We start from the raw sequence: 24,513 nt of genomic DNA, 5'->3' as shown, positions 1-24,513 counted from the left end.
TTTTATACTTCATCGTAAATGAAAACATTACAAATAAAAATCAAGGACGGGGTAGCAGTTGTAACGCTAAGCAGGGGCCGCTCAAATCCCATTAATTTGGAAATGATAGCGGAACTTAAGCAAGTTATGCAGGATATTGAAGCAGATGATGCCGTGGGCGGTGTAATTATTACCGGCAGCGAAGGCTTTTTTTCGGCGGGGATCGACCTGGTGGAAGCTTACAGCTATAACGAAGAACAAAGCATGGAGCTATGGTCCGGATTTTTAAACTTGCAATCGGTAATGGTGGCTTTTAAAAAGCCAATGGTTGCAGCTATCAGCGGCCACAGCCCTGCGGGAGGGTGTGTATTGGCGCTGTGTTGTGATTATAGGGTAATGGCGTCAGGTAAATTTATCATCGGCTTAAATGAAATTCCGGTAGGGATTATAGTCCCGGGTGAAATTTTTAACCTGTACTCTTTTTGGATAGGGAAACGTAAAGCTTACCAGTATTTACTGGAGGGCAAGTTGCTTAGTGTTGAGGTCGCTTATGCAGATGGGTTAATTGATGAGATCTGCGATCCTGCTGATGTGCTGGCTGCAGCTGAAAAAAAGATCACTGCTTACATGAGACTGAACCCGGTTACCTGGCGCCAGAGCAAACTTAATCTGAGGCAGGAACTGCTGCCTGCACCTGATACTGACCAAACGGCAACATTAAACCTGATGCTTAAACAATGGTGGGCACCCGAAACCCGGAAGACTTTGCAGGCAATAATTGAAAATTTAAAATCATCGTCACTTAAACAAGCTTAATTATGGCGCAGCAACCTTTAAATAAAATGAATGCATTACCGGCCGCCGGCGGCATGTTGAGGGATGATGCTTTCAGAGGCAAAACCATAATTATTACGGGTGGCGGCACCGGGCTGGGAAAAGCCATGGGAACCTACTTTTTGCAATTGGGCGCTAACCTGGTGATAACAAGCCGAAAGCTTGAGGTGCTGCAAAAAACAGCCGCCGAAATGGAAACGGCAACGGGTGGAAAGGTTTTGGCTGTTGCCTGTGATGTACGCAATTACGACGAAGTAGAGAACGTGCTAAATTCAGCTATTGAGCAATTTGGCCGGGTTGATGCTTTGGTTAACAATGCTGCGGGCAATTTTATATCGCCAACAGAGCGGCTTTCGGCCAATGCTTTTTCTACTATAATTGATATTGTATTAAAGGGTTCGGTTAATTGTTCGCTTGCCCTGGGTAAATATTGGATCAGTAACAAACAGCCCGGAAATATCTTAAACATTATAACTACTTACGCTTTTACGGGTTCGGGTTATGTGGTGCCTTCTGCCTGTGCTAAAGGAGGCGTACTGGCTATGACGCGCTCGCTCGCTGCGGAATGGGGCCGGCATGGTATCCGCACCAATGCTATTGCACCTGGGCCTTTCCCTACCAAAGGGGCATGGGAGCGGCTATTGCCAGGCGAAATGGCTGAAAAATTTGATTTTAAAAATCGTGTGCCCCTAAAAAGGGTGGGTGAACACCAGGAAATAGCAAATCTCGCCGCCTTTCTTGTCTCCGATTTTTCGGGCTATATCAATGGCGACGTAATAACTATTGACGGCGGCGAATGGCTACAGGGGGCAGGCCAGTTTAATGGACTCGAAATGGTATCCGGCGAGATGTGGGACAATATTGAACAGCTTACCAGGTCGGCCAAAGGCAGTTGATATCGACTGTGATAACGCTGATAATTAAAAACAAAGGCCCTCAAAATAATTTGAAGGCCTTTGTTTATTATAGCTGATTAACAGGTTTTATTTGGTTTTTGTCCATTTATCCTGCAGCATTTTTATAAAATAACCGCCAACAACGCTCCTGGCCTGGAAGCCAACCTGCTTTCCGCTGTTGGTTTCATGCCAGTCGCTTAGAGGTACGCGGGTAGGGGTTTGGATGGCGAACTTGTAAACCGGTGCCACCAGTGCTTTAAAATCGGCTTTGTTTTTAGCCAGCGTTGCTGTCCACATTATCCAGTCGCTTTTTGTGTAGGTTTTGCGGCTATCCAACGGCAGTCCAAACTCATTTTGCTTGGACAAATAAAATTTAACCTCTTTGTCATAAACGGCTTGCGGAAACAGGTTTAAACCTAACATTTTATCCCAAACCATATTGTATTTCTGGCTCCAGGTACCTTTGTTGCCAAATGCAAGGGTAAAATGGTCGTCATCATTTGCCAATGTTGCCCATCTGCCGGCCATATCTTTTGCTATTTTTTTATACCTGGCAGCTGCATTTGCCTCGCCCATTTTTTCTGCTAACTGGGCATAACAGGCAATGCCTACTATAGCTTTTACTGATAAATTTGCGTTGCGTGCCAGGTGCCCCGCAAAATCATCGGTACATAATTGGTTTTTAGGGTCAAAGCCCTCGTTTACCAGGTAGCTTAGCCATTTGCCTAAGATGATCCAGTGTTGTTTTGCAAAAGCAGTATTGCCCTCGGCCTTTGCTATTGCAGCCACTAAAGTGATCATATTGCCCGATTCTTCCACCGGCATACCTTCGCCATACTTCTGGCCATTTGCCAGCGGGTATGTGCCCAAGTCATGCGCTGCATAGTTGCGCTGAAATTTGCCGCTTTCGCTAAAATAAAAAATGCCGTTCAGCATGCCCTCCAGCAGCTTTGGGTTATATAGCAAGTATAACGGGGCCGAAGGATAAGTAACGTCAACCGTATTAATAAAGCCGCCGCTAAAGTTTTCTTTCGAAAGCCAAAGCAATTTACCCTGCGGACTTTTTACCAAAGTGTGGGCCGCAACACTTTGCCGGTACGCCATTACACAAAGCTTTGCGTATTGTTCGCCGCCAGCTTTCACGGCATCTTTATACATGGTGCTGTTAAAAAGTTCGCACTTTTTAATTACTGCCGGGTAATCAGCAGCGGCTTTTGCAAGTACCTGTTCAATGGTTTTGGTTTGGGCGGTTTTCCACCATGGCTTCAAATTGGCACCGAAGTACTGGATAGGATTGATGTCGTCATAACCCATTTCAATAAATTTTTCTACAGCGTTTTTGCCAACACTACCAAAAGAGATCACCGTATTTAAAACCGGGCTGATGCCGGGCTTTTGCGCTGATTTAACATCTCCTTTAAAAAAACCTTCAACGGCATCATTAGCACCGCTTATGTATTGCGCCGCATTAAATGATTTGGGCACGGCTACGTACATATATCCCCAGTCAATGCGTAAATCGTCGCCCTTTTTTTGCAGGATGGGCTGTTCAATAGTACCGGCTTTTAACACAGATAAATTACCCGAGGCGTATTTTTTTGTAGTTACCGGCTGCGAAGCGGTGTTGCGCGATACATCAGCCGATGCGCTGAAAAATACTTTAACGGCATGTTCCTTACCGTCGTTTGCTTTTATTTTGTAGCTAATGTATGATACCGGCCTCGACATGATGCTCAAATCATTCATTAACAGCGGCGACGTAAAAGTGAGTTGCAGGTCGGTGCCGCCGCATTTAAAATCATAAATAGTTTGGGTGGCGTTCATTACCACTTTGGCCTGCTCTGCAATCTTTAAGTCGGCATGCCCGGTTGGTTTTAATTCGTCTGAAAGGCCGGCATCCAGCCATGCTTCGCCACCGGTATTGGTGCAGTGCATTGCCAAAACGTTTTCGCCTTCTTTTAATTTAGCCGCCACATCATCGGCAAGCGGAAAATATTGCAGGTCGCCATTGGCACCATTGCTAACGTTTATTTTCTCGCCGTTCAGGTAAACTTCCGCATCATCATCGTGGTGTATTTTCAGGAACAGCTTATTGATATCTTTTTTGCTGTAGTTAAATACGCGGCGTACCCAAATCTCTTTGCTTTCCCATAGCGTTTTTGCCCGGTCTTTATCATCGCTGAAAGGGGCCTTGCCTGTTTTCCACGCGCTGTCATCATATTTAAGGGCGGTCCATCCGTCGCCGGGAAGCAGTTCATTATACTTACAGGTATAAGATTCCTCGTCGGCAGCGGGTAAAATGGTTTTATAGGAAGTTGGCTCCTTGCCCATAAAACGGTAAACCTCGCCATCAACTTTTATCAAGCCAATTAATGACTGGTCCTTACCCGTCCAGTGATGCGTTGTTGATTGGTTAAGCTGGTCGGAGAACGACCAGATGCTGAAATAAGGATTGTGTGTAATTAAAGGATAGGCGGGGGCCTTGGTTGCCTGGGCAAAACCCGAGTAAGCGGGCAACAGCAAAAACAAAAAAAAGGCATTTTTAATAAGTTTGTTCATAATGTAGTTGTAAGTGTTTATTGGTAATTGTCAAATCATGCTATAAAAAAGCAGGTTTCAAATATTGGCTGCCTCAGCTGCCTTTTTATTTATCAATATTTGAAAATACCGATCTAAATACCAAGTTTTGATTAAATTAATATTTGAAATATCTTTAAATGAAAACCACGGTACTAATTTTTCGCATGCTGCTCGGGTTCCTCTATGTTGTTTTTGGCCTCGATTACTTTCTTCATTTTATTCCTTACCAGCCCTTGCATACAGGGGCGGCGGGAGCCTTTATTGCCGGCCTAAAAGGTACTGGTTACTTTTATCCTATGTTAAAAGTTATTCAAATAATTGGCGGCCTGGCTTTAATGATAAACAGGTATGCGCCTTTTTTTGCTGTCGTGCTTTTTCCAATAAGTCTAAATGTTTTGTTGTTCCATACATTTTTAGTGCCTTCCGGCTGGCTAATGGGCGTTACATTAATGGTGCCCAACCTGTTTTTAGGTTATGCCTACCGCAAATATTATAGCGGTATGTTTGTTGCAAAGCCCGTGTTGTAAGTATTAAATGTTGTTTATTTTAACGCATATAAACTATTTAAATTTCCTGAATTCCCTAACCAGGCATTTTGCTATAACGGCGTTTCCTTTGTCTGACGGGTGCAGGCCATCATAAGTAAGATTAACCGCTTTTTCAGGATAAGGATATTCATCAGTTTTAGCATTAAACGGAATGGCTGTTGATTGCGGAAATGAATAATCATGATACGTTCCCGTATTTGGATCTTTCAGCCGCTTAAAATTCACCAGTTTATTTATTTTAAGGGCGCTGTTATGGTAAAGATCAACCACCGGGATTTTTTCATATTGCCCGATGGAATCCACTGCGTTTGCAAATTGTTCGAGTGTTTGCCCGTTTTTTGCTTTGTATGATCCGTACGCATTGTTGTTATGGTCGAAAAAGTAAACAAAATCATTGCGCTGCATTGGGGTGATCAGTACAATTTTGGCTGTAGAATTTAAAGTATGCAGCTTTTCAATAATAATGCGGAATGAACCATAAACGGTGGTATTGCCTGTGTTCTCCTTATAATCATTGAGCGTTCCCACCTGCCTGCCTGCCCACCAGTCGTTGGTTCCTAAAAAAACAGAATATATATCGGCTTTTACCAGGCCCAGGCTGTCTATTTGCCTTGCAATGTTACCTGCTGTCCAGCCATTATGGCCCTGGTTAATGTAATGGATACCAGGAAGTTGTTCAGTTACCCCTGTAAGGTATCCCTTTGATACGCGGTTGCCTGTTTCATCCAGGTGATTGTTGAGGTAAGTGATGGAATCGCCAATGGCGATCCACGTTAATTCCCTGGGCTTAAATGAACTTAGCAGGCATATCGCCAATAATATTATCCCTGTTTTCTTCATGGTTTCTATTCACCTGTCATTAAAAAAACAATCATACTGCGCGATCCGTGTGCCCCCAGTACCAGCGACTGTTCAATATCGGCTGTTTTAGACGGGCCTGCAATAAATGTCCCAAAGCCATATTGGCTATCGGCTATTTTTTCGTAGGCATCATGCATAGTAGCCACTATGTTATCAATAGCTAAAACAATTACAAGGTGCTGGCAAACAAATGGTAATACTCTTTGGGGTAGTAGTTGTTCGGTTACCCACACTGCACCATTTTCGGCAATACCAAAATGCGCGCCTATTATAGCCAGCTCAACGTCTTGTAATTCATGTGGCAGGCTGTCGCTCCCTGGTTTTTCAGCCACTGCGGATAGCTGTGCTATAGTGCTGATAACCCTTTGCGGGCCTGTTGTATGTAATTTAATATATTCAATAATGTCCTGGTAATTGCCTGTCTTTACTACATGCCCGCCTATGTTTGTAAGGATCTCCGTAAATTTTTCGGACAGGTTATCCGGGGTGCTTATTGAAAAGTTCATCTCCGGTATGGCTGAGCGCTCCGGCTGGTTTGCTGACACAGCTTTTAATATTTTTTCCCTGTCCGTCATTTTTTCTTCCTGTTTTTATGGTACCATTCGCCAAATGATTGTTTTGGCGGCTCGGGCATATCGCGCTGCCTGTACCAGGTATTGAACTTGTTATTAACGGCGAAGGGAATATATTTAAGCGCCCACCTGCCAGCTTTACCGGCGGTATGATATGCTGCCGGCGACGATAATGTATGGCTCATGAGCTGCATGGCTGCTTTTTTGGCTGCCGGGGCATAACCATTTTTAACAATCACCTGCCGCCATTTATAAAGCTGCTGGTGAATATCAATTTTTACTGGGCAAACATTGGTGCAGGAACCACATAGCGTTGATGCAAAAGGCAGGTCGGCATACTTTTCCATATCAAGATTGGGGGCTAATATGGAGCCTATCGGGCCCGCTATTGCGGTATGATAACTATGCCCGCCGCTCCTCCGGTAAACTGGGCAAGTATTCATACACGCCCCGCAGCGGATGCATTTAAGCGAGTTCCGGAAATCTTCGCGACCCAGCTGTATCGTGCGGCCGTTATCTACAATGATAATGTGGATCTCTTTTCCCTGGCGCGGTTTTGCAAAGTGGCTGGAATAAGTTGTGATAGGCTGCCCGGTGGCACTGCGGGTAAGCAATCTTAAAAATACGCCAAGGTGCTTTCTTTCGGGGATGATCTTTTCAATTCCCATACTGGCAATATGGATGTCAGCGAGGTGTGCGCCCATATCGGCGTTGCCCTCATTGGTGCATACCACAAACTCCCCGGTTTGTGCCACAGCAAAATTTACGCCGGTTAATGCGGCCCTGCGGGTCAGGAAAATTTCTCGCAGGTGCTGTCTGGCAGTTTCCGTTAAAAACTGCGGATCCGCGTTGCCTTTTGGCGTTCCCAGGTGGGTGTGGAACAGGTCGCCTATTTCCTCCTTTTTTTTATGGATACAGGGCAATACAATATGGCTTGGCGGTTCTTTGGCAAGCTGTACAATCCGTTCACCAAGGTCAGAATCTATTACCTCAATGCCATTGCTTTCAAGGTGCTCGTTTAAATGGCACTCCTCGGTAAGCATTGATTTGCTTTTTACCAGTTTACGGATGCCCTTTGCCAGTAACAGTTCCAGTACAATGGCATTGTGGGCGGCGGCATCCGCTGCCCAGTGGATAATAATGCCGTTTGCCTGTGCATTGGCCTCAAACTGCTGCAGGTATTCACTCAGGTTTGAAAGTACGTTGTTTTTTATTTGCGAGGCTGTTTCGCGCAATGTTTCCCATTCGGGTAAAACATGAACAGCCTTGTCTCTTTTCTGCCTAACCCACCAAAGGGTTTCATCGTGCCAGTCAACCCGGGCCTCATCCTTATTAAAAATTGCAGCCAGTTCCGCGTGATCTTTTGTTTCTGCCTGCATTTTATTTTCCGTTTAATATTTCTGCCAGGTGCAGCACTTTTACTTTGCTGCCCTGCCTCTTTAAAATACCCTCCATATGCATCAGGCATGACATATCGACGCCGGTAATATATTCAGCGTCGTGCTGCAGATGATCTTCAATCCTATCTTTTCCCATTTTTACAGATACCGCTTCTTCGGTAACGCAAAACGTTCCTCCAAAACCACAGCATTCATCCTTCCTGCTCAGCGGAATTATTTCAATTCCCTCAACCATTTGTAAAAGCCGTCCCGGTTTTGAAAAATCGGGAGCAACAAGCTCGGTCATTTGTGAAAGATGGAGGCCCCTTTGGCCATGACAGCTCTGGTGCATGCCTACTTTATGCGGGAATTTTGAGGGCAGGGAGGTTATCTTCAGTACATCTGTCAGGAATTCGCTTAACTCATAAACTTTTTGACTTAATTCTGTGGCAAGGTTGGGTTTATCGTCACTGTGCAAATGTTCCCTTATGTGCAGCACACAGCTGCCTGACGGGGCCACCACGTAGTCAAACCCGGCGAAATTTTTCAGGAACAATTTATTACAGCCGTCTGCCAGGTGTTCAAAACCGGAGTTGGCCATTGGCTGCCCGCAGCAGGTTTGGTTTTCCGGATAAACCACATTTACACCAAGTTTTTCCAGCAGTTCCAGGGTGGCTATAGCAGCGCCGGGATAAAACTGATCCACATAACAGGGAATAAATAAGCCAACGGTCATATAGCAATTGTTTGGTTAGCCGAATAATATTTCAAATTTATAATATCGTTCGGAATAATTTTCCTGTTCCACTCTTTATGTACGGCCAGGGCCGCCCCAACAGCAGTAGCCTGCGCCATTGACGCGGCAAAAACTTCTATTCCGGGGAAAGCTTTAGCCAGCAAATGCATATACACGCTGTTCTTGCTGAACCCGCCGTCAACAAAAAGCCTTTTTACCCTTGAGTGTTTGAGCACTATCCTGGTCGATTCAACCTGGAGCTTAACCAGATCGAACATCAATTGATGGTAAGCGCAAATATCATCTTTAAATTCAGCTAAGTCCCGTTTGCCGAAACCTGATTGTTTATTGATGGTGCCGGAAGTTAACGGCTCCTGTGAACTCGCTTTTAAGTGGCTTACCAATTCCGGATCAAATACAACATTTCGGTATTTGATTACGTCCTGGTTAAAATACTCAGCAATTCTTTTAGCCTGTTGTTCGTGCTCCTGCCCCGAAAATAGCCGGGATGCTTTTACCGGCTTTCCCTGGTATTGCAGGTAACATAAACAATCGTTTGCAAGCTCTTCAATGGTAAGTGGCTCCTGGTTAAAAGGGTTCAGGCTAATGCACCAGGTGCCGGTAGAAATTAATATAAAAGGCTCGCTAAAATTCACAAGGTAGGGGATCAGTGCAGCTGAACTGTCGTGCAGGCCAACGCCAACTTTATAACCGGTACCCGGAAAAAGTGCAGGCGAAACTTTATCTGCCGGAACAATAGGGGGAAGTTTTACAGAGATTCCTTCCCGCTGAATCCATTCGTGATAACGATCTTTTTTAAAATCCCACATGCCTGTATGGCAGCCAATACTGGTTAAATCAGAACAGGCGTTCCCAGTAAGTAAAAAGCTCATGTACTGCGGCAAGTGCAGCGCATACTTTACCTTGTTAAACACTGCAGGCTGCTCTTTCTTAAGCCGGTACAACTGCAGCCCTGAATTCAGGCTGCCTAAAACAGGTGATGCGGTTTCCATGCTGAAATGTTCCTTGCCTCCGTAACTTTTGTAAAACTCATCGCTCAAGCTTTCGGGATAAGGCTTAAGGTAGTTATAGAGTGGCGTAACTGGTTTTCCATCATTACCTATGTAAACAAAACTGGCCCCGTACGCGGAAAAGTTCACTGTTTTTACCTGGAATTCTTTCATTCTGAAAACCTCGCTCAGGGAATCAAAAACCGACAGGCGCAGGCTCTCGATGTTTTCGCAAGCAAAGCCATCTTCATCAACTGTTTCAATAAAGCGCGCGGATTTTTCAAAAACTATTTTGTAGCTGTCGTCAAATAAAAATAGTTTTTTGTTGGTTTTACCAACGTCAAATATGGCTATAACTGGTATGGCGCTCATTTTTTTAAAGAATAAATCGGCTACAAACCGGTAGCTACAGTTTGGGTACCCCGCTCTTTAATCAATTGATCCCTTACTTTAAGCCTTCTGAAGGTACTTATCGGATTTAGAGCGCCGCCCATCCTTAAGCTTGCCTCCGCAATTAAAGGCCTTACATCAGTACGGTAAGCATCCTGCAATATTTCCTGGGCAAGTGCTACATCGTTATTGTTTTGCGCATCAGTAAGCGCTTTTTTATCAACTATCAACGCCTGAGCGTAGGCAATTTTAATTGCCTGTACTGATTGCAGCAGGTCTTCGATAGGGTCTTTTACATTATGCGACGCATCTATCATCCAGCCTATAGCAGTAGAATGGTTCATTCCTCTCGTGTCCATTCCTTCAACCAGTTCATTAAATATCAGGAATAGCTGGTAAGGATTGATACTGCCCACCGTAAGGTCGTCATCCCCGTACTTCGAGTCGTTAAAATGAAAGCCGGCCAGTTTGCCTTCCATCAGCAATAACGAAACTATCTGTTCAATATTGGTGTTTGGCAAATGGTGGCCAAGGTCTACCAGCGTTGCCGCCTTACCGCCCAGTTTGTTGGCTAGTAACAGCGATTGTCCCCAATCGCCAATGGTGGTAGAATAAAAGTTCGGCTCAAAAGGTTTATATTCTATCCAAACTTTCCAGTCATCAGGCAATGCATCGTATATGGTTTGCAGGCTTTCCAGTGTATTCTGAAAGGCTTTGCGGAAATTTAACTGTCCCGGAAAATTTGACCCGTCAGACAGCCAGACAGACAAAGCTTTTGAGCCCAACTGAACCCCGTAATTAATTACTTCTATATTGTGCTGAATAGCCTGCTCACGTACCGCTTTATCCACGTGGTGAAGCGACCCGTATTTGTAGCTGTGTTTTTGGTCGGGCTGGTCCTGGAAAGTATTGGAATTTACCGCATCAAAGTGAAGGCCCAGCTGTGAAGCAAGTGCCTTGATAGACGAAGCATTTTCAGGGATATCCCATGGGATGTGAAGTGAAATGGAATTGCTTGAACGGTTAAGTGCGTGGATAACACCAACGTCTTCAATTTTTTCTTCCAGGCTGCGCGGTTCGCCACCGCCAGAAAATCGCCCGAACCTTGTTCCACCTGTGCCAAGTGCCCAACTGGGTATGGCAATGTTAAAGGCAGCTAATTTTTTTAAAACAGCATCTAAACCGTTTATGCCTTCGGCAACCTGTTCAAGGTTGCGGCGGTGCTTATCAATTAATTCATTGTTGTGCTCATCAATAATATACTTCTCTAATTGCATAATTTATTGGTTATATTGGTTTTAGTGGTCTTTATAAAAACGATTGCTAACTACCTGCTTATTGCGAAGCTGCTGTAAAGATTTGTTCTTTATGGTGAATATACAATGTATCTGAAGTAAAGCTGCCAAAAAAATGGAAGATATCAGCAACAGGCTGCATATTTAGAAATTGGTTTTATAAAAGATTAATGCAAGTATAAACCGAAGTATTTATTTAACTGTCCCTGTCTGTCACGGGCAACAATAGTGTTTGAAGCATGTCCGGTTAAAGTACGATAGCGTATCACAAACCAACTGGCGTTATCAGAATTTGTATTTTTTTAATGCCGAAACGTTATTTTAGCGGGCGTTAATTTCCGGTAATACAGACGCAACCAAATTAGATTGGCTTAGGATAAATATGCCAGGCTGAAAAGTGTTGTTTATCCCATTCATAATTAATTTAAAACAGAGATGATTAATTATTACAAATACCTGCCGGTTAGCAAGGAGGATGAGAGCTGGGGGTTGTGCGTTTTAAATACGGGCTGCACGCACGTAGAGCCTGAAGGCCTTTACCCGGTAACGAGTCATCCCGCCCATTATTATTTTAACTGGGATAACGGGCGGGTGCTTAATGAATATCAGGTTATTTATATAACCAGGGGCAAAGGGTTTTTTGAATCGGACAGCAGCGCCCGTAAGGAAATAAAAGCCGGAACGATCATTATCCTTTTCCCCGGCGAAAGGCACCGGTATAAGCCCTGCAAGGACACCGGGTGGGATGAATATTGGATAGGGTTGGAAGGGGAGATCATAGATAACCTGGCGAAAAAAAAGTTTATCTCCAGAAGTAATCCCTGCCTTTACATTGGTTTTCAAGAAAGTATTTTTTCGTTATTCAGTACTATAATTGAACAAACCAGGAACGAAATTACTGGCTATCAGCAGCTTATTGCCGGCGCCGCACTTCACCTGATGGGGAGCTTTCATGCCATTACCCGGCAAAATGACATCGGACATGAAGGAAAAGAGATCATTATAAATAAGGCGCGTTTATTGTTCCGCGCTAATATCGAAAAAGGGTTTTCGGCTGAGATGGCAGCTGACGAATTGAAGGTCGGCTATTCATGGTTCCGAAAAATTTTCAAAGCATATACCGGCTTATCGCCGGGTCAATACTACATTCAGCTTAAGATTGAACGGGCGAAAGAATTGCTAACTAACCCTACAATGCCGGTTAAAGAAATTGCCTATTTATTAGGTTTTGACACCTATTTTTACTTCACTAAGCTGTTTAAAGAAAAAACCGGCATCACGCCGACTGACTACCGAAAACGGGCATTGGGACTGTAACCCTCATCCCAAAAACAAATGCAGCTGTTTTCATATCATTTGGGAGGAGACTGTTAAGGACGGTATGCTACAAATAGTTATTTACTTTAGCCTGCTGTAAGCCGTAAATTTTAAAAAAAACCAATAAAAACCTGGTGAACACGTAACATGGCCTTATAATAAGTGCCACCATTATTTATTATGATATTAATAAAACGTATAGCATTTAAAAAGCTAGCCGCCTTTGCAGCGGGCAGTGTAATTTGTTTAGGTGTGTTGTCATCAGCCGCAGCAGGCAAGGCAACGCAGGACACTACTCCCAAAATTGTAAACATCGTAAATTTTATCCGCCTGCTTGAACCGCGCGACCCGCAGATAACCGAAGAAGTGCTTTACCAAACCGTGGTGAAGCAGGTAGAGATAATGAAAAAATACCACCTTGGCGGCACGTTCCTTTTGCAGTATGATGCGCTGCTTGATAAACGCTACCAGGTACTGTTGGCGGGCCTTCCAAAAGGTTCATTTGAGATCGGTGCATGGTGGGAGATTCCGCAGCCGCTGGTTGAAAATGCAGGGCTTAAGTGGCGCGGACGTTATCCGTGGGACTGGCGGGCGAATATCGGGTTTTCTACCGGATATACCCCAAAGGAGCGTGAAAAGCTGATAGATGTTTACATGAAAGACTTTCAAAAGATCTTTGGGTATTATCCAAAATCGGTTGCATCATGGTTTATTGATGCCTACAGCCTTAATTACATGTACAAAAAATATCATATCGTGGCGTCTGCAAATTGTAAGGATCAATACGGTACCGATGGTTACACCCTATGGGGCGGCTATTGGAACCAGGCTTATTATCCAAGCAAAATTAACTCATATATGCCGGCCCAGCATGCCGAAAATCAAATTCCGGTACCTATTTTCAGGATGCTTGGCAGCGATCCTATCCGCCAGTATGATAATGGACTAGGAACAACCCGTCAGGGGGTAGTAACGCTGGAGCCTGTTTATAAATTCGGCGGAGGCGACTCCACATGGGTGAACTGGTTCTTTAAATCGTTTACCGACGACAAAGCGCTTGGCTTTAACTATACCCAGGCCGGGCAGGAAAATTCCTTTACCTGGGATGCAATGGCAAAAGGGCTGGAAATCCAGATGCCTTTAATGGCCACCTTACGGGACGAGCATAAGATACGTGTAGAAACTATGGAACAATCCGGACTATGGTTTAAAAAGAAATATAAGGTTACACCTGCAACTTCTTTTACCGTTAGCAAGGATTTAGAAGGCAGTGATTTAAAAACCGCGTGGTATGATAGTCGGTTTTACCGCATCAATTTGTTATGGGAAAATGGCAGTCTTCGCATCCGCGATATTCACCTTTTCGATGAAAAATTCCCTTCTGTGTACGAAACACAGGTAGTTACATCAAATGAGTGTACATTTTTTACGCTTCCTGTTGTTGATGGCTATATTTGGAGCAAGCCTAACCAAATTGCAGGGCTGCGTTTCAAGGTTTTAAAAGATGGGAACGAGGTTTTATTAAAAGGTGGCAATCCTGAATTTACCAATAAGGCTAATGGTACCCTGCATGTGCGGTGGCCATTAACAAATGCAGACGGAGCATTAGAATTTGATTTTACCGAAACACAAGTTAAAATTAATTTTACTGGTAAAACATTATGTAACTGGTATCTGGATTTAAATGCAGCCGACAAGACTGTTTTGCCTTTTGTTAAAATAACCCCCGCGCAAATCAATAGCCGATTTGAAAAAACCGGCTATCGACTAAAGGCCACCCGTGGGTCTTTCTCAAAGCCTTCCAACGGTTCCGTATTCAGGTTAAAGCCTCAGCAGAACAAGATTGTTTTGAATATGGCTGATGTTACAGGGAAATAAGGATATAAAAATAAAAAACAAGGAGCGCGTTAATAGCTGAAATGCACCGGGCGTGCTGCTTGTTTTACAATTAATTACCTTTTAGCGCCATATCCCAAATTTTCAAAAGTTTAACAGTTGCTTTTCCATCCGAAAAAACAGAAAGCCCGGTGGCATCCTTATCCGGGTAGATCATTGTAGAGATTACCCGTTCTCCGTTGTTGCCAAAAACTTCAAGCGATGATTTGTCAAGTAATAATTTGATGTTTACCAGTCCGTTAACTGCTTTCATTGGTGCTGTTTGTACCAGGTGTTCGGGCGATTTGTTGGCCTTTTCAGAACCTGTACAATCTACAAAAAGCACCTCCTTTTCGGCATCATAACCAACTGTCACCGTCCTGCCCGAACCTGGTTTTTCTGTAACGTTAAAGCCGGTTATCTTTGAATCATTAATACTGAACGCGGCGTCAATCCAATAGGCGTTTTTATTAAACCTGTTGCGGCCGGATAATTTTATAGCAGATGCATTTAAGTTTAAATTCTTTTTTACAAGCACCTTCCCGGCAGCATACTTTGCCAGTGCGTTGGTAACTATTGCAGATGGTAATTGCTGAAGTATTAAACCATCCGGGCTTGTTTTTAACGACAGATCATGCGGGATGGACATTTGCCCTTTCCATGGATAAGTTTCAGGTTTCCCGCTTTGCAGCCAGCCCAACAATATTTTTTTGTTTTGGGGGGCATCGCGCCAGGCTATAGCTGCATAAAACGCATCGCCGTAGTCAACAGTCAGCACCTTATCATTGGCATAGTCGCTTTTGAAAGTAACCCCGTCAAAATCACCAACAAAATACTGCATGAATGGGCCATGATCTCCACCGGCTGATACAAACAGAACCCATTTAATATTCGCAGGATTTCCATCCACAGCCAATGGCAATAACGACGGGCATTCCCACCCATTTTTTGTGAAGCCTGCCGGCCCAAAGTCGCTTAGCTTTGTCCAGTCCTTTAAATTTTCCGATCCGTAAAACCGCACCAAATGATCATCAACCATAGAAACAGTCATGATCCACTTTTTGGCGGGTGCGTACCAAAACACGTTAGGGTCCCTGAAATCACGCATGTTTAAGTCGATGACCGGATTATGCGCATACATTTTGTAGCTCAATCCGCCATCATTGCTATAGCCAATAAACTGCGATTCTTTATGCTGTTTGGGTTGATCGGCAGTAAAGATGGCTACCAGTGGGCCCCTCCCGTTTTTGCCGAAGCCGCTGCTGTTGTTTTTATCAAGAACGGCGGAGCCGGAGTAGATCCAGGTGACGGTATCTTTACTTACAGCTTCCGGAATAGCCACCGGTAAATTTTTCCAGGTAACCAAATCCTTACTTGTTGCATGTCCCCAGCTCATGTGTCCCCATTTATTTTCAAAAGGGTTGTGCTGATAGTACAAATGGAAGACCCCGTTTAAATAAATCAATCCGTTTGGATCATTAGTCCAGTTAGCAGGGGGAGAGAAGTGATAAGCGGGCCTCCATTGAGGGGTTGGGACGACCTTTTCCTGGGCAAAAGATGTTAGTGCCAGGGAAACAAGTATTACAGTTAAAATTTTCACCTTGTTCATGCCAGTATCTTATTTATATCTACTATTAGGTTTATTTATTGTTTGCGGGTAACACAGATGGGTTGTGTTTATTTACCATATCACTGTTTTTTGAGGGTTTAAGATAGTACAGGAAATAGAAAAAAATAGATGATGCTATACTTTCAACCCCAGCGTTATTAAAAATCTAAAATAATTTAAAAAAACCAAATATCAGGAGTTTATTATCATTGCGGAATTCCTACCCGTCGGAGACTTTATTTATCCCCTGAAAAATTAATAAAAATAATTATTAATTCGCTAGCGATTACTGTGTGTTTAGATTAAGCGGCTGGAAGACAATACGTTTGTGGTTTGCAGTCATTTTTGTATGTATTTAAGAAGCATTTTATGTTTGTTACAAATAGTTAAAAAAAGGAAGATGTTATATTTATATAAGGCTGGCACAACTAATACAAAAAGAATTTTTGCACATAAAGAGGCAATATTTTTCAATTTAATTGAAACTTTAATAAAGCAGTTAACGTAAGAGCGCAAATAATTTAAAAATTACCTTTAACCGGCAATTATTTGATTAATAATAATGATTTGGGACCGGAAACAGGAGAATTAAAATCATAACAAAAGTATGGAGTCCGTATTTCAACATCTCTAAGAATTTACGGCTAAATGATACGTCAAGAAACTCTGCTGGTTTACTAATCAATTTGTTGGTATAATAGCGTAATAAAGAAGTATTGTAATCGATTTCGTTAATATAATTATATTTTTCAATATTTATGCTTTTTGTAAAAAAAACACAATTAATAGCTTTTTTTTTACTCTGAAAATTAATTTTATTAGAATATTTGAAACAAATTGCACCGTAACTTTGAAATTATATATTTGCAATTGCTAAAAAAACTTAGTCACAAATTAATATTTTGTGACTGAGATCAGCGAAGCTATATGAAACAAGTAAAACCTCACTTATCCCTTCTTTTCATAGGATATATAATATTATCAACTTTAAATTCATGCGTAAACAGTAAAAAGTTGGTGTACTTCAACAACATTCCAAGAGATACCACCATTCAAATTAAAGCTACGCCCAAATTATTTAAGATCAATAAAAATGATTTGCTTCAAATCACTATAATAAGTTTGGATGTGCAGGCAATGGCTGTTTTAAATGCGGCAAATGGCTCGTCTGCAGCCAGCGCAGCTTCGTCAGGCGGTGGTTCAGCGGGCGGTCCCATCAGTGGTTACCTGGTTGATGAAAATGGAACTATTACCTTGCCGCTCATAGGCAAAATTAAAGCCAATGAATTAAGCAAGGAGGAATTAGCAACGGCAATAACGAAGGAATTGATTGATAAAAAAATTGCGCTGGATCCGATTGTTACGGTGCGCATTCTCAACTACAAAATAACCGTGCTTGGTGAAGTTGCCCGCCCAGGCGTTATTCCAGTTCCCAATGAAAAGATTACGCTTCCCGAAGCACTCGGTTTGGCCGGCGATCTAACGCCCTACGGTAAACGGGACAACGTATTGTTGATTCGTTCCAGCGGGGATAAATTGATTTACAAGCGTTTTAGCCTCAACAATGATCAGATGTTTGATAAAGATTTTTATTACCTGCAAAATGAAGACATTGTTTACGTTACGCCTAACAATGCTAAAGCGGGATTAACTGACCGCAGTACCCAGGTGCTTCCGATTGCGCTAAGTGCCTTATCGGTACTTACCCTTATATTAACTTTTGCCCTCCATCGATAGATAATACCCCTATTAATGACCAACACCCGAAAGAAGGAAAGTTCAGAGTCTATTGAGCTTGACGAATCAAAGAACTTTTTTATAAGTATTGCGCACCGGTATTTACCCTACTGGCCTGTTTTCTTATTGACATTTGCGCTGTCAGTTATTGGCGGCTGGGTATATCTCCATTATCAAACACCTATTTATGAAGCCAGCGCATCTATTGTATTAAAGGATGATAAAAGCAGTGAGCCTGGTTCCAATGTATTAGAATCTTTAAATATCTCAAGTTCAAAAAAAAATGTCGAAAATGAACTTGTAGTATTAAAATCACATTCCTTAATGCGCCAGGTAGTAAAAAATATGGGGTTATATGCCCAAATTTACCAAAAAGGCCAGGTACGAGACATTTTATCATTTCCATCCTCCCCGGTTAATTTTATTGCACTATATCCGGATAAGATTAAGAATGCTTCCCATCCCATTCCGTTTGAGTACTTACCAGCACAGGGCGTTGTTAAAATGGAAGGGAAAAACTATGCTTTAAATATTCCCGTGAGTACGCCCTATGGCATTTTTCAGATAACACGGTCAGACACTACAACAAATGCTCCGCCGCAAAATCAGGAAAAGCATCCTTTTTTCCTTCTCTTAAAATCGGTAAAGGCTGTAGCTAAAAGCCTCTCCGGTTCGTTTACTTTAAGCGCTAATTCAAAGCAATCTTCTGTTATTACATTAAATTTTGTAGATCAGAACCCGGAACGGGCAGAGAGCATCTTAAATAATCTGATAAATATTTACAGTAAAAACGGAATTGAAGACAAAAATACAATTTCGGCTCAAACGCTTGCCTTTTTAGAAGACAGGCTTAAGATAGTTACGGGTGAGCTTTCTAAGGTAGAAGGGGATATCCAACAGTATAAAACGAAAGAGGATATTGTTGATGTTTCTGAAGAAGGTAAATTGTTTTTGTCGAGCGTTCAGGCCAGCGATCTTAAAATTAATGAAATTAATATTCAGTTATCTGTGCTTGATCAGGTTGAAAAATATATCGTTCGAAAAGCCGATAACCCGGGTGTGGTGCCAGGAACTGCGATAATTACAGATCCGTTGTTATCACAACTGCTTTTAAAGCTTTATGACGAGGATCTTCAGTTAGACAGGTTGCGAAAGATTTCGGGGGAGAATTCACCATCTATCATAGAAATAAAAACGCAGATTGCGCAGCTTAAGCCAAGTATTCTTGAGAATGTTCGTACCATTCGTCAAAATTTGTTAGCATCCCGCATTCAGCTACAGGCCGATAATAACAGGCTCACCACATCATTAAAACAGGTTCCAAAAAAAGAACGGGCATTACTGGAAATCAGCAGGGAGCAGTTTATTAAAAGCGGCATTTATACATTTTTACTTCAAAAACGCGAAGAGACACAATTATCATTGGCTTCAACCGTGGCCGACAGCCGTATTGTTGATGCTGCCGAAAGTAATCCCACTCCAATAAAGCCGGTTGCAAGTAACATCTACCTTATTTCTTTAGTTATCGGTGCTTTTGCGGCAATATTCTTTGTGCTTATCCGCGAGGTTTACAGCCGCCTGGTGCTTTTCCGTTCAGACATTGAACGCGCCACTAACGTTCCGGTAATTGCCGAGATCTTGTTTGATCCCGGAAATGAGCCGATAGTGATCAGGGATGGCAACAGAACCGTGATTGCCGAACAATTCAGGTCGCTTCGTACGTCTTTAGGGAACCTTGGGATTCATGACGATAATAAGGTGATCCTTATGACCTCCTCCATATCAGGCGAAGGAAAGAGCTTTATGGCTATCAACCTGGCAATAACCCTCACCCTGGCAAATAAAAAGGTAGCCCTGCTTGAATTGGATTTGCGCAAGCCTAAGTTTCGCAAAATGCTGAATATGCCCGGTGGTGATGGGATTGCAGAATATTTAGCCGGAATGGCTTCCGTTAATGACATCATACAACCTTTGGCCGAAATTCCAAACTTATATATTCTTCCGTCAGGAGCAATACCATCAAACCCTACTGAACTGATCTTAAATAAAAAATTAGATATTTTGATCAATGAACTAAAAGCCGACTTTGACTACATCCTGATAGATTCACCTCCGGCCGGTTTGGTTACTGACGCTAAACTACTCAATACCTACGCTGATGTTTGCCTTTATATTGTCCGTCATCATTATACACCAAAAATGTACTTAAAAATGATTGATGAGATTTACATCAATGATGAGCTTAATAATTTAAATATCATATTCAATGGATTAAAGCCAAGAGGGATATTGCAGCAGGGGTATGGGCAGGGGTACGGCCAGGGGTATGGTCAGGCTTACAGCTATGGTTATACTGAAAATGTTGCTAAAACCGGGTACCGTACTTTCTTCAAAGGAATAGCCAAAATCTTTATCAAAAAATAAAAAACCTTTCAAAAAATGAACGCCGAACCCCAGGTAAATGTAGGAGTTGATAAACATTGGTATGTTGTTTATACCCGCCCGCGGTGGGAAAAAAAAGTGGCTGAGTTATTAACCCGGGTTGGAATTGAAAATTACTGCCCGCTCAATAAAATAACCCGGCAATGGAGCGATAGGGAAAAAATTGTTTCAGAACCCTTGTTTAAATCTTACGTTTTTGTACGCGTGTCCGAAAGTGAAAAATGGCAGGTTACCGGGGTCATCGGAATATTGAATTATGTATATTGGTTAGGAAAACCGGCAGTTGTTCCCGGAGGCGAAATTGAACAGATCAAATCCTTTCTGAATAATCACGGGAAGGTATATCTTCAACCGGCTAGTATAAGGCCCGGAGATAAAGTGAAAGTAACCAAAGGCGTTTTTTCAAATTTGGAGGGGGATGTGGTGGCTTTAAATGGCAAACAAGTACAAATTTATGTACAGAGTTTAGGGATAGCATTGATAGCAATTGCTACGGGTAATTTAACAGTTGTTTCTGCGTAGCATAGTGTGGTCCGGGAATGAATTATTGTAATTTATGCTTTTAAATAGAGGTAATTTATATGCGAACTAAGCAAGCACTGATAAAAAATTCTATTGTAGGCGTTTGGTCAAAGATATCAATATTGCTTTTCAGAATTATACAGGTGCCGCTGCTGCTTTCTTTTTTGGGAGTTGAAGGGTACGGCCTCTGGCTTGTCATTTCTTCGCTGCCATCATGGTTAACCCTGGCAAATATGGGTTTCGGCAGTGTTTCCGCAAATGAAATGTCTATTGCTATGGCTAATGGCGATGTCAACAAGGCAAGAAAGATCTTATCAAGCACAGTAGCCCTGATTTTTAGTATAAGTTTAATAGGGATATTATTGATTGTTTCAATCGTCCCTTTTATTCCCTGGGAAGTTTTTATTAAACTTCCTGCAAGCAGGCATAATGAATTAGCCTATACTATAATATGGCTGTCGTCATCGGTATTTTTATCGTTTACCACTGATGTACTTAGTGGCCGATTTCGCGCCGCACGAAGGGCTCATGTATCCATGTTGCTGGATAGCTTTAAGCCATGGCTGGAGTTATTATTGATGGTTATTGTACTAAGGTTCAGTGCAAGATATGATTACCTCGCTTTATCCCTGCTACTGTCAATGGTAGGTTATTTAATTATAAATACGTGGTTAAGCGGTCGTTCATTACCTTCTTTAGCATTTTCATTTAAGGCTATTGAAGTAAGTCAGTTCAGGTTGTTGTTTAGAAAAGGGATAGCTTTCCAGGCATTTCCTTTAGGCAATGCGCTGCTTTTCCAGGGTAACCTGCTGGTTATTCAAGGGGTGCTAGGGCCGGTTTCGGTGGCTTTATTTGCTACTACCCGTACGCTTGTCAGGTCTATTAACCAATTAATGGAAATGGTGAATGCCATCATCTGGCCTGAACTTAGCGTACTAATCGGTACCAACGACCTGGTAAAAGCCGCCAGGTTACACCGGATTGGGGTAGGGTTTACCTTTATCAGCTCGGTAGTTTGCGTATTGATCCTTTCCGTTTTCGGGCATAGTATTTACGAATTATGGACCGGTAAAGCGATAGCCCTGCCCCAGCATTTACTTATTCTGTTTTTGCTGCCCATAGTATTCAACTCAATATGGTACACCAGCAGTGTTGTGCATACATCATGCAACCAGCACGAAGGATTGGCTATAAGATACTTAATTGCAAGCGCATTGGCCATTATTACGTGTGGTGTGTTGTCTTATTATAAAGGGGTCGAAGGCGCTGCCTTATCCACCTTAACGGTCGATCTTATATTGATCCCCTATGTCATCAAGCGCTCGCTGAAATTAACAGGAGATACTATGAGTCAATTCATAGCGGGCATTGGACATGAAATTAAGTTGGGTATTAGTACCGCAAAACAGATGCTGCGCGTTCCTAAAAAAGTAGCAGAATAACGTTTGACCGCCATTTTAGTTCCGGAAACGCTTTTGCATAATATTTCCTTTATAAAATAGTTAAGCCCGTTAAAATACAGGATATTAAATGAAAATAGTTCAGTCCACCTGGGTGCGTTATCACCATATTGACCTTGCCCGGGAATTGCACGAAATGGGACATTTAGAACGGATCTTTACGAGTTTGCCCTGGTGGAAAGCGGATAAGGAATCGCGTGAACAGCATGTACCGCGCGGGCTGATCACCTGTAACTTTTTAATGGAAGGCGTTAGGCGCATGGGCGGAAAACTTCCGTTTTACAGTAAAGGCACGGATGCCAAACTTGCTGTTATCCACACAAAAAACTATTCGAAGTGGATTGCCCGAAACCTGCCCGACTGTGATGCTTATATAGGTATTTCAGGATCTGGGCTGCATGCAGGGAAAGTGGCGAAAAGTCGGGGAGCAGGATATATAATGGATCGCGGCTCGTCGCAAATACGCCATGCCGACAGGATATTGCGCGAAGAGCATTTAAAATGGAACTTGCCCTGGAACCCGGTGCATCCGTGGCTGATTGAAAATGAAGAAGCTGAGGCAAACGAGGCTTCACTGATAACCGTTCCTTCGCACTTTGTAAAACAAACGTTTATACACCAGGGCACTGCTCCCGAAAAGATCAGGGTGGTTCCTTATGGGGTTTCCCTGCAGGAATTCCATCCTGTGCAAACGCCGCCAGATAATTGTTTTCGGCTGGTGTTTGTCGGCCAATTCTCCTTACGAAAGGGGGTACCTTATTTGCTGGAAGCTTTTAAGGCATTTAATCATCCGAATAAGGAACTGGTTGTTGTCGGAAACGTTAGCGATGAGATCAGGCCGCTGATTAATTCGATCGGGACCGAACATGTTAAATTTGTAGGAATAGTGCCCCGGGCAGAAGTAAAACGATATTTATCCACAGCGCACGCCTTGGTTTTACCAAGTATTGAAGAAGGCCTGGCACTTGTACAGGCACAGGCAATGGCATGCGGCTGCCCGGTAATAGCAACCCCCAATACAGGTTCAGAAACATTGTTTAGCAATGAAAAAGAAGGCCTGATTGTAGAAGCCCGCAATCCTAAAGCGCTTGCAGCAGCATTTACGAGGATAGCAGATGATCTGGATTTGAGAAATGAAATGAGCATGGCCTGCCTGGAACGCGTAAAAATGTTGGGCGGTTGGCGAAGATACGCCGAGGGTATGGTAGCTGTTGCCCGGGAGGCAAAGGCACTTGTTTTATCAACACAGTAAATTAGATCGTTTAAGATATCTGCAGATATCTAAAAGCAGCATGGAAAATTATTCTTTTAGCTCAGCTGATCGTTCTCACAAGCTTCAATTTATTGATAATCTAAGAGCACTCGCTATTTTATTGGTGATTTTTCATCATGTTGGAGAAGCTTTCCCTGATGCTGATTATCTTCGTATTATTTCAAAATGGGGAAAACTGGGTGTGCAGCTTTTCTTTGTAATGTCGGCTTTTACCTTATGTTACACCGGATCTAAATTGCCGTTAAATCGCAAAGCTGCCGTTGCATTTTATATCAAAAGACTGTTCCGGATTGCACCTATGTACTACTTAGCCATAATTGGCTATTATTACGTAGCCAAAATTACTTCAAATATTGCCGGTGCCAAATCATTGGGTGATATAGTATCGTACACTAAATGGAATGTGTTATCTAACGTTTTATTTCTTCACGGGCTTTACCCACCCGGCAATAATTCGATAGTTCCGGGAGGTTGGTCTATTGGATGTGAAATGCTTTTTTATCTGCTGTTCCCGTTTTTGATGCACCTTACCCGAATTTCAAAAGGTTATTTATTAGCTATTCAGGCAGTTTTCTGCTTCGTGCTTTATGCGTTTTTACTGGCCGCTAAATTAAATGGTCATCAGGGTGTTGGTGGTGAATCCTCTTTCGCGTATTATTTTCTCGGGAACCAAATGCCAACTTTCCTTCTTGGAATAGCTCTTTTCTTTTTTTGGAGAAGTAATAAGTTCTACAATGTATTGCTTTTTGCGTCTGTTGCAGGTGTAATAGCTATAGCTCTTTTTATTTATTTTGGATCGTCGGCCTGGGTTTGGGTTATCCTTCCGCCTGTTGCGGGCGTTCTTTCCTGCCTGCTTGCTAAACTGGTTTCAAAGATTCATATAAATAAAATATTTACCAGTATTGGGCAGGTGAGCTACTCCATGTATATATTTCATTTTGTTTTCGTTTGGACAGCCATTGAATTATTAAGAAGGAGCGGATTGAATTGGGGGGCTAATTTATCTGCGATAGTGACGTTCTGTTTTGTAGTTGTGTCATCATTCCTCTTTTCAAAAATCACTTATAAATTAATTGAAGTTCCTTTTGTCAAAATAGGAAGAAATTTGGCTAACGGTATTTATTCCGGTAAAATCAGGCAACGGGAAATGGAAATTTCAGGATCTAAATAATGCCACTTTCTGTCATTTAAAATAATT

General features: G+C 42.6%; 19 protein-coding genes. 11 read left to right on the top strand and 8 right to left on the bottom strand.

What is annotated here, in order from left to right; genetic code table 11:
• The first annotated feature begins 18 nt into the window (after positions 1-18).
• Both MuYL_RS22625 and MuYL_RS22620 read left to right on the top strand, forming a co-directional pair.
• A complete protein-coding gene (locus MuYL_RS22625) occupies positions 19-795 on the top strand; it encodes an enoyl-CoA hydratase/isomerase family protein (RefSeq protein ID WP_094572711.1) in 777 nt (258 codons plus the stop codon).
• 2 nt (positions 796-797) lie between these two features.
• On the top strand, positions 798-1,709 hold the full coding sequence (locus MuYL_RS22620; RefSeq protein ID WP_245845698.1) for an SDR family oxidoreductase: 912 nt from the start codon (positions 798-800) through the stop codon (positions 1,707-1,709).
• 87 nt (positions 1,710-1,796) lie between these two features.
• On the opposite strand, the gene MuYL_RS22615 is transcribed toward MuYL_RS22620, so the two are convergent.
• The gene (locus MuYL_RS22615; RefSeq protein ID WP_094572710.1) at positions 1,797-4,268 is read right to left on the bottom strand and encodes a glutaminase family protein; all 2,472 of its coding nucleotides are present in this window, start codon (positions 4,266-4,268) and stop codon (positions 1,797-1,799) included.
• 158 nt (positions 4,269-4,426) lie between these two features.
• Here MuYL_RS22615 and MuYL_RS22610 point away from each other — a divergent pair, with 158 nt between their 5' ends.
• Complete coding sequence (locus tag MuYL_RS22610) at positions 4,427-4,816, top strand: hypothetical protein (RefSeq protein ID WP_094572709.1); 390 nt, start codon at positions 4,427-4,429, stop codon at positions 4,814-4,816.
• Between the two features lie 33 nt (positions 4,817-4,849).
• Here MuYL_RS22610 and MuYL_RS22605 read toward each other — a convergent pair whose 3' ends face one another.
• From MuYL_RS22605 to MuYL_RS22580, 6 genes are read right to left on the bottom strand one after another with little or no spacing between them, the layout of a single operon-like run.
• The gene (locus tag MuYL_RS22605; RefSeq protein ID WP_094572708.1) at positions 4,850-5,677 is read right to left on the bottom strand and encodes an SGNH/GDSL hydrolase family protein; all 828 of its coding nucleotides are present in this window, start codon (positions 5,675-5,677) and stop codon (positions 4,850-4,852) included.
• A 5-nt stretch (positions 5,678-5,682) separates the two neighbouring features.
• Positions 5,683-6,273 (bottom strand): LutC/YkgG family protein, encoded by a 591-nt coding sequence (locus tag MuYL_RS22600; protein ID WP_094572707.1) that lies wholly within the window; start codon positions 6,271-6,273, stop codon positions 5,683-5,685.
• Entirely contained in the window at positions 6,270-7,649 is a 1,380-nt protein-coding gene (locus MuYL_RS22595) for a lactate utilization protein B (RefSeq protein WP_094572706.1), read from the bottom strand. Before MuYL_RS22595 ends, MuYL_RS22600 begins: the two co-directional genes overlap by 4 nt.
• Position 7,650: 1 nt before the next feature.
• Positions 7,651-8,385 (bottom strand): (Fe-S)-binding protein, encoded by a 735-nt coding sequence (locus tag MuYL_RS22590; protein ID WP_094572705.1) that lies wholly within the window; start codon positions 8,383-8,385, stop codon positions 7,651-7,653.
• Entirely contained in the window at positions 8,382-9,767 is a 1,386-nt protein-coding gene (locus MuYL_RS22585; RefSeq protein WP_094572704.1) for an FGGY-family carbohydrate kinase, read from the bottom strand. Before MuYL_RS22585 ends, MuYL_RS22590 begins: the two co-directional genes overlap by 4 nt.
• A gap of 20 nt (positions 9,768-9,787) precedes the next feature.
• Positions 9,788-11,062, bottom strand: coding sequence for a TIM barrel protein (locus MuYL_RS22580; RefSeq protein WP_094572703.1), 1,275 nt, complete (start codon positions 11,060-11,062; stop codon positions 9,788-9,790).
• A 453-nt stretch (positions 11,063-11,515) separates the two neighbouring features.
• On the opposite strand from MuYL_RS22580, the gene MuYL_RS22575 reads away from it, so the two are divergent.
• Positions 11,516-12,397 carry an AraC family transcriptional regulator gene (locus MuYL_RS22575; RefSeq protein ID WP_094572702.1) on the top strand — a complete coding sequence of 294 codons (882 nt, stop codon included), beginning with the start codon at positions 11,516-11,518 and terminating at the stop codon, positions 12,395-12,397.
• Positions 12,398-12,577: 180 nt separating this feature from the next.
• Complete coding sequence (locus MuYL_RS22570) at positions 12,578-14,275, top strand: hypothetical protein (RefSeq protein ID WP_211710204.1); 1,698 nt, start codon at positions 12,578-12,580, stop codon at positions 14,273-14,275.
• A gap of 70 nt (positions 14,276-14,345) precedes the next feature.
• On the opposite strand, the gene MuYL_RS22565 is transcribed toward MuYL_RS22570, so the two are convergent.
• Entirely contained in the window at positions 14,346-15,881 is a 1,536-nt protein-coding gene (locus MuYL_RS22565) for a glycoside hydrolase family 32 protein (protein ID WP_094572701.1), read from the bottom strand.
• Positions 15,882-16,808: 927 nt separating this feature from the next.
• Here MuYL_RS22565 and MuYL_RS22560 point away from each other — a divergent pair.
• From MuYL_RS22560 to MuYL_RS22535, 6 genes are all read left to right on the top strand, one after another.
• The gene (locus MuYL_RS22560; RefSeq protein WP_094572700.1) at positions 16,809-17,618 is read left to right on the top strand and encodes a polysaccharide biosynthesis/export family protein; all 810 of its coding nucleotides are present in this window, start codon (positions 16,809-16,811) and stop codon (positions 17,616-17,618) included.
• A gap of 15 nt (positions 17,619-17,633) precedes the next feature.
• Positions 17,634-20,042: a GumC family protein gene (locus tag MuYL_RS22555; protein WP_094572699.1), complete on the top strand. Its 2,409-nt coding sequence runs from the start codon at positions 17,634-17,636 to the stop codon at positions 20,040-20,042.
• A gap of 15 nt (positions 20,043-20,057) precedes the next feature.
• Positions 20,058-20,582, top strand: a complete 525-nt coding sequence (locus MuYL_RS22550) for a UpxY family transcription antiterminator (protein ID WP_094572698.1) — start codon at positions 20,058-20,060, stop codon at positions 20,580-20,582.
• Between the two features lie 59 nt (positions 20,583-20,641).
• Entirely contained in the window at positions 20,642-22,024 is a 1,383-nt protein-coding gene (locus MuYL_RS22545; protein ID WP_094572697.1) for a lipopolysaccharide biosynthesis protein, read from the top strand.
• A gap of 88 nt (positions 22,025-22,112) precedes the next feature.
• Positions 22,113-23,294, top strand: coding sequence for a glycosyltransferase family 4 protein (locus MuYL_RS22540; protein ID WP_094572696.1), 1,182 nt, complete (start codon positions 22,113-22,115; stop codon positions 23,292-23,294).
• Positions 23,295-23,334: 40 nt separating this feature from the next.
• Entirely contained in the window at positions 23,335-24,486 is a 1,152-nt protein-coding gene (locus tag MuYL_RS22535) for an acyltransferase family protein (RefSeq protein ID WP_094572695.1), read from the top strand.
• Positions 24,487-24,513: the final 27 nt, after the last annotated feature.

It is taken from the genome of Mucilaginibacter xinganensis (assembly GCF_002257585.1).
GTDB classification, from domain to species: domain Bacteria; phylum Bacteroidota; class Bacteroidia; order Sphingobacteriales; family Sphingobacteriaceae; genus Mucilaginibacter; species Mucilaginibacter xinganensis.
Note: the sequence above shows the minus strand (reverse complement) of the source record. Positions and strands in the feature narration are given on the sequence as shown.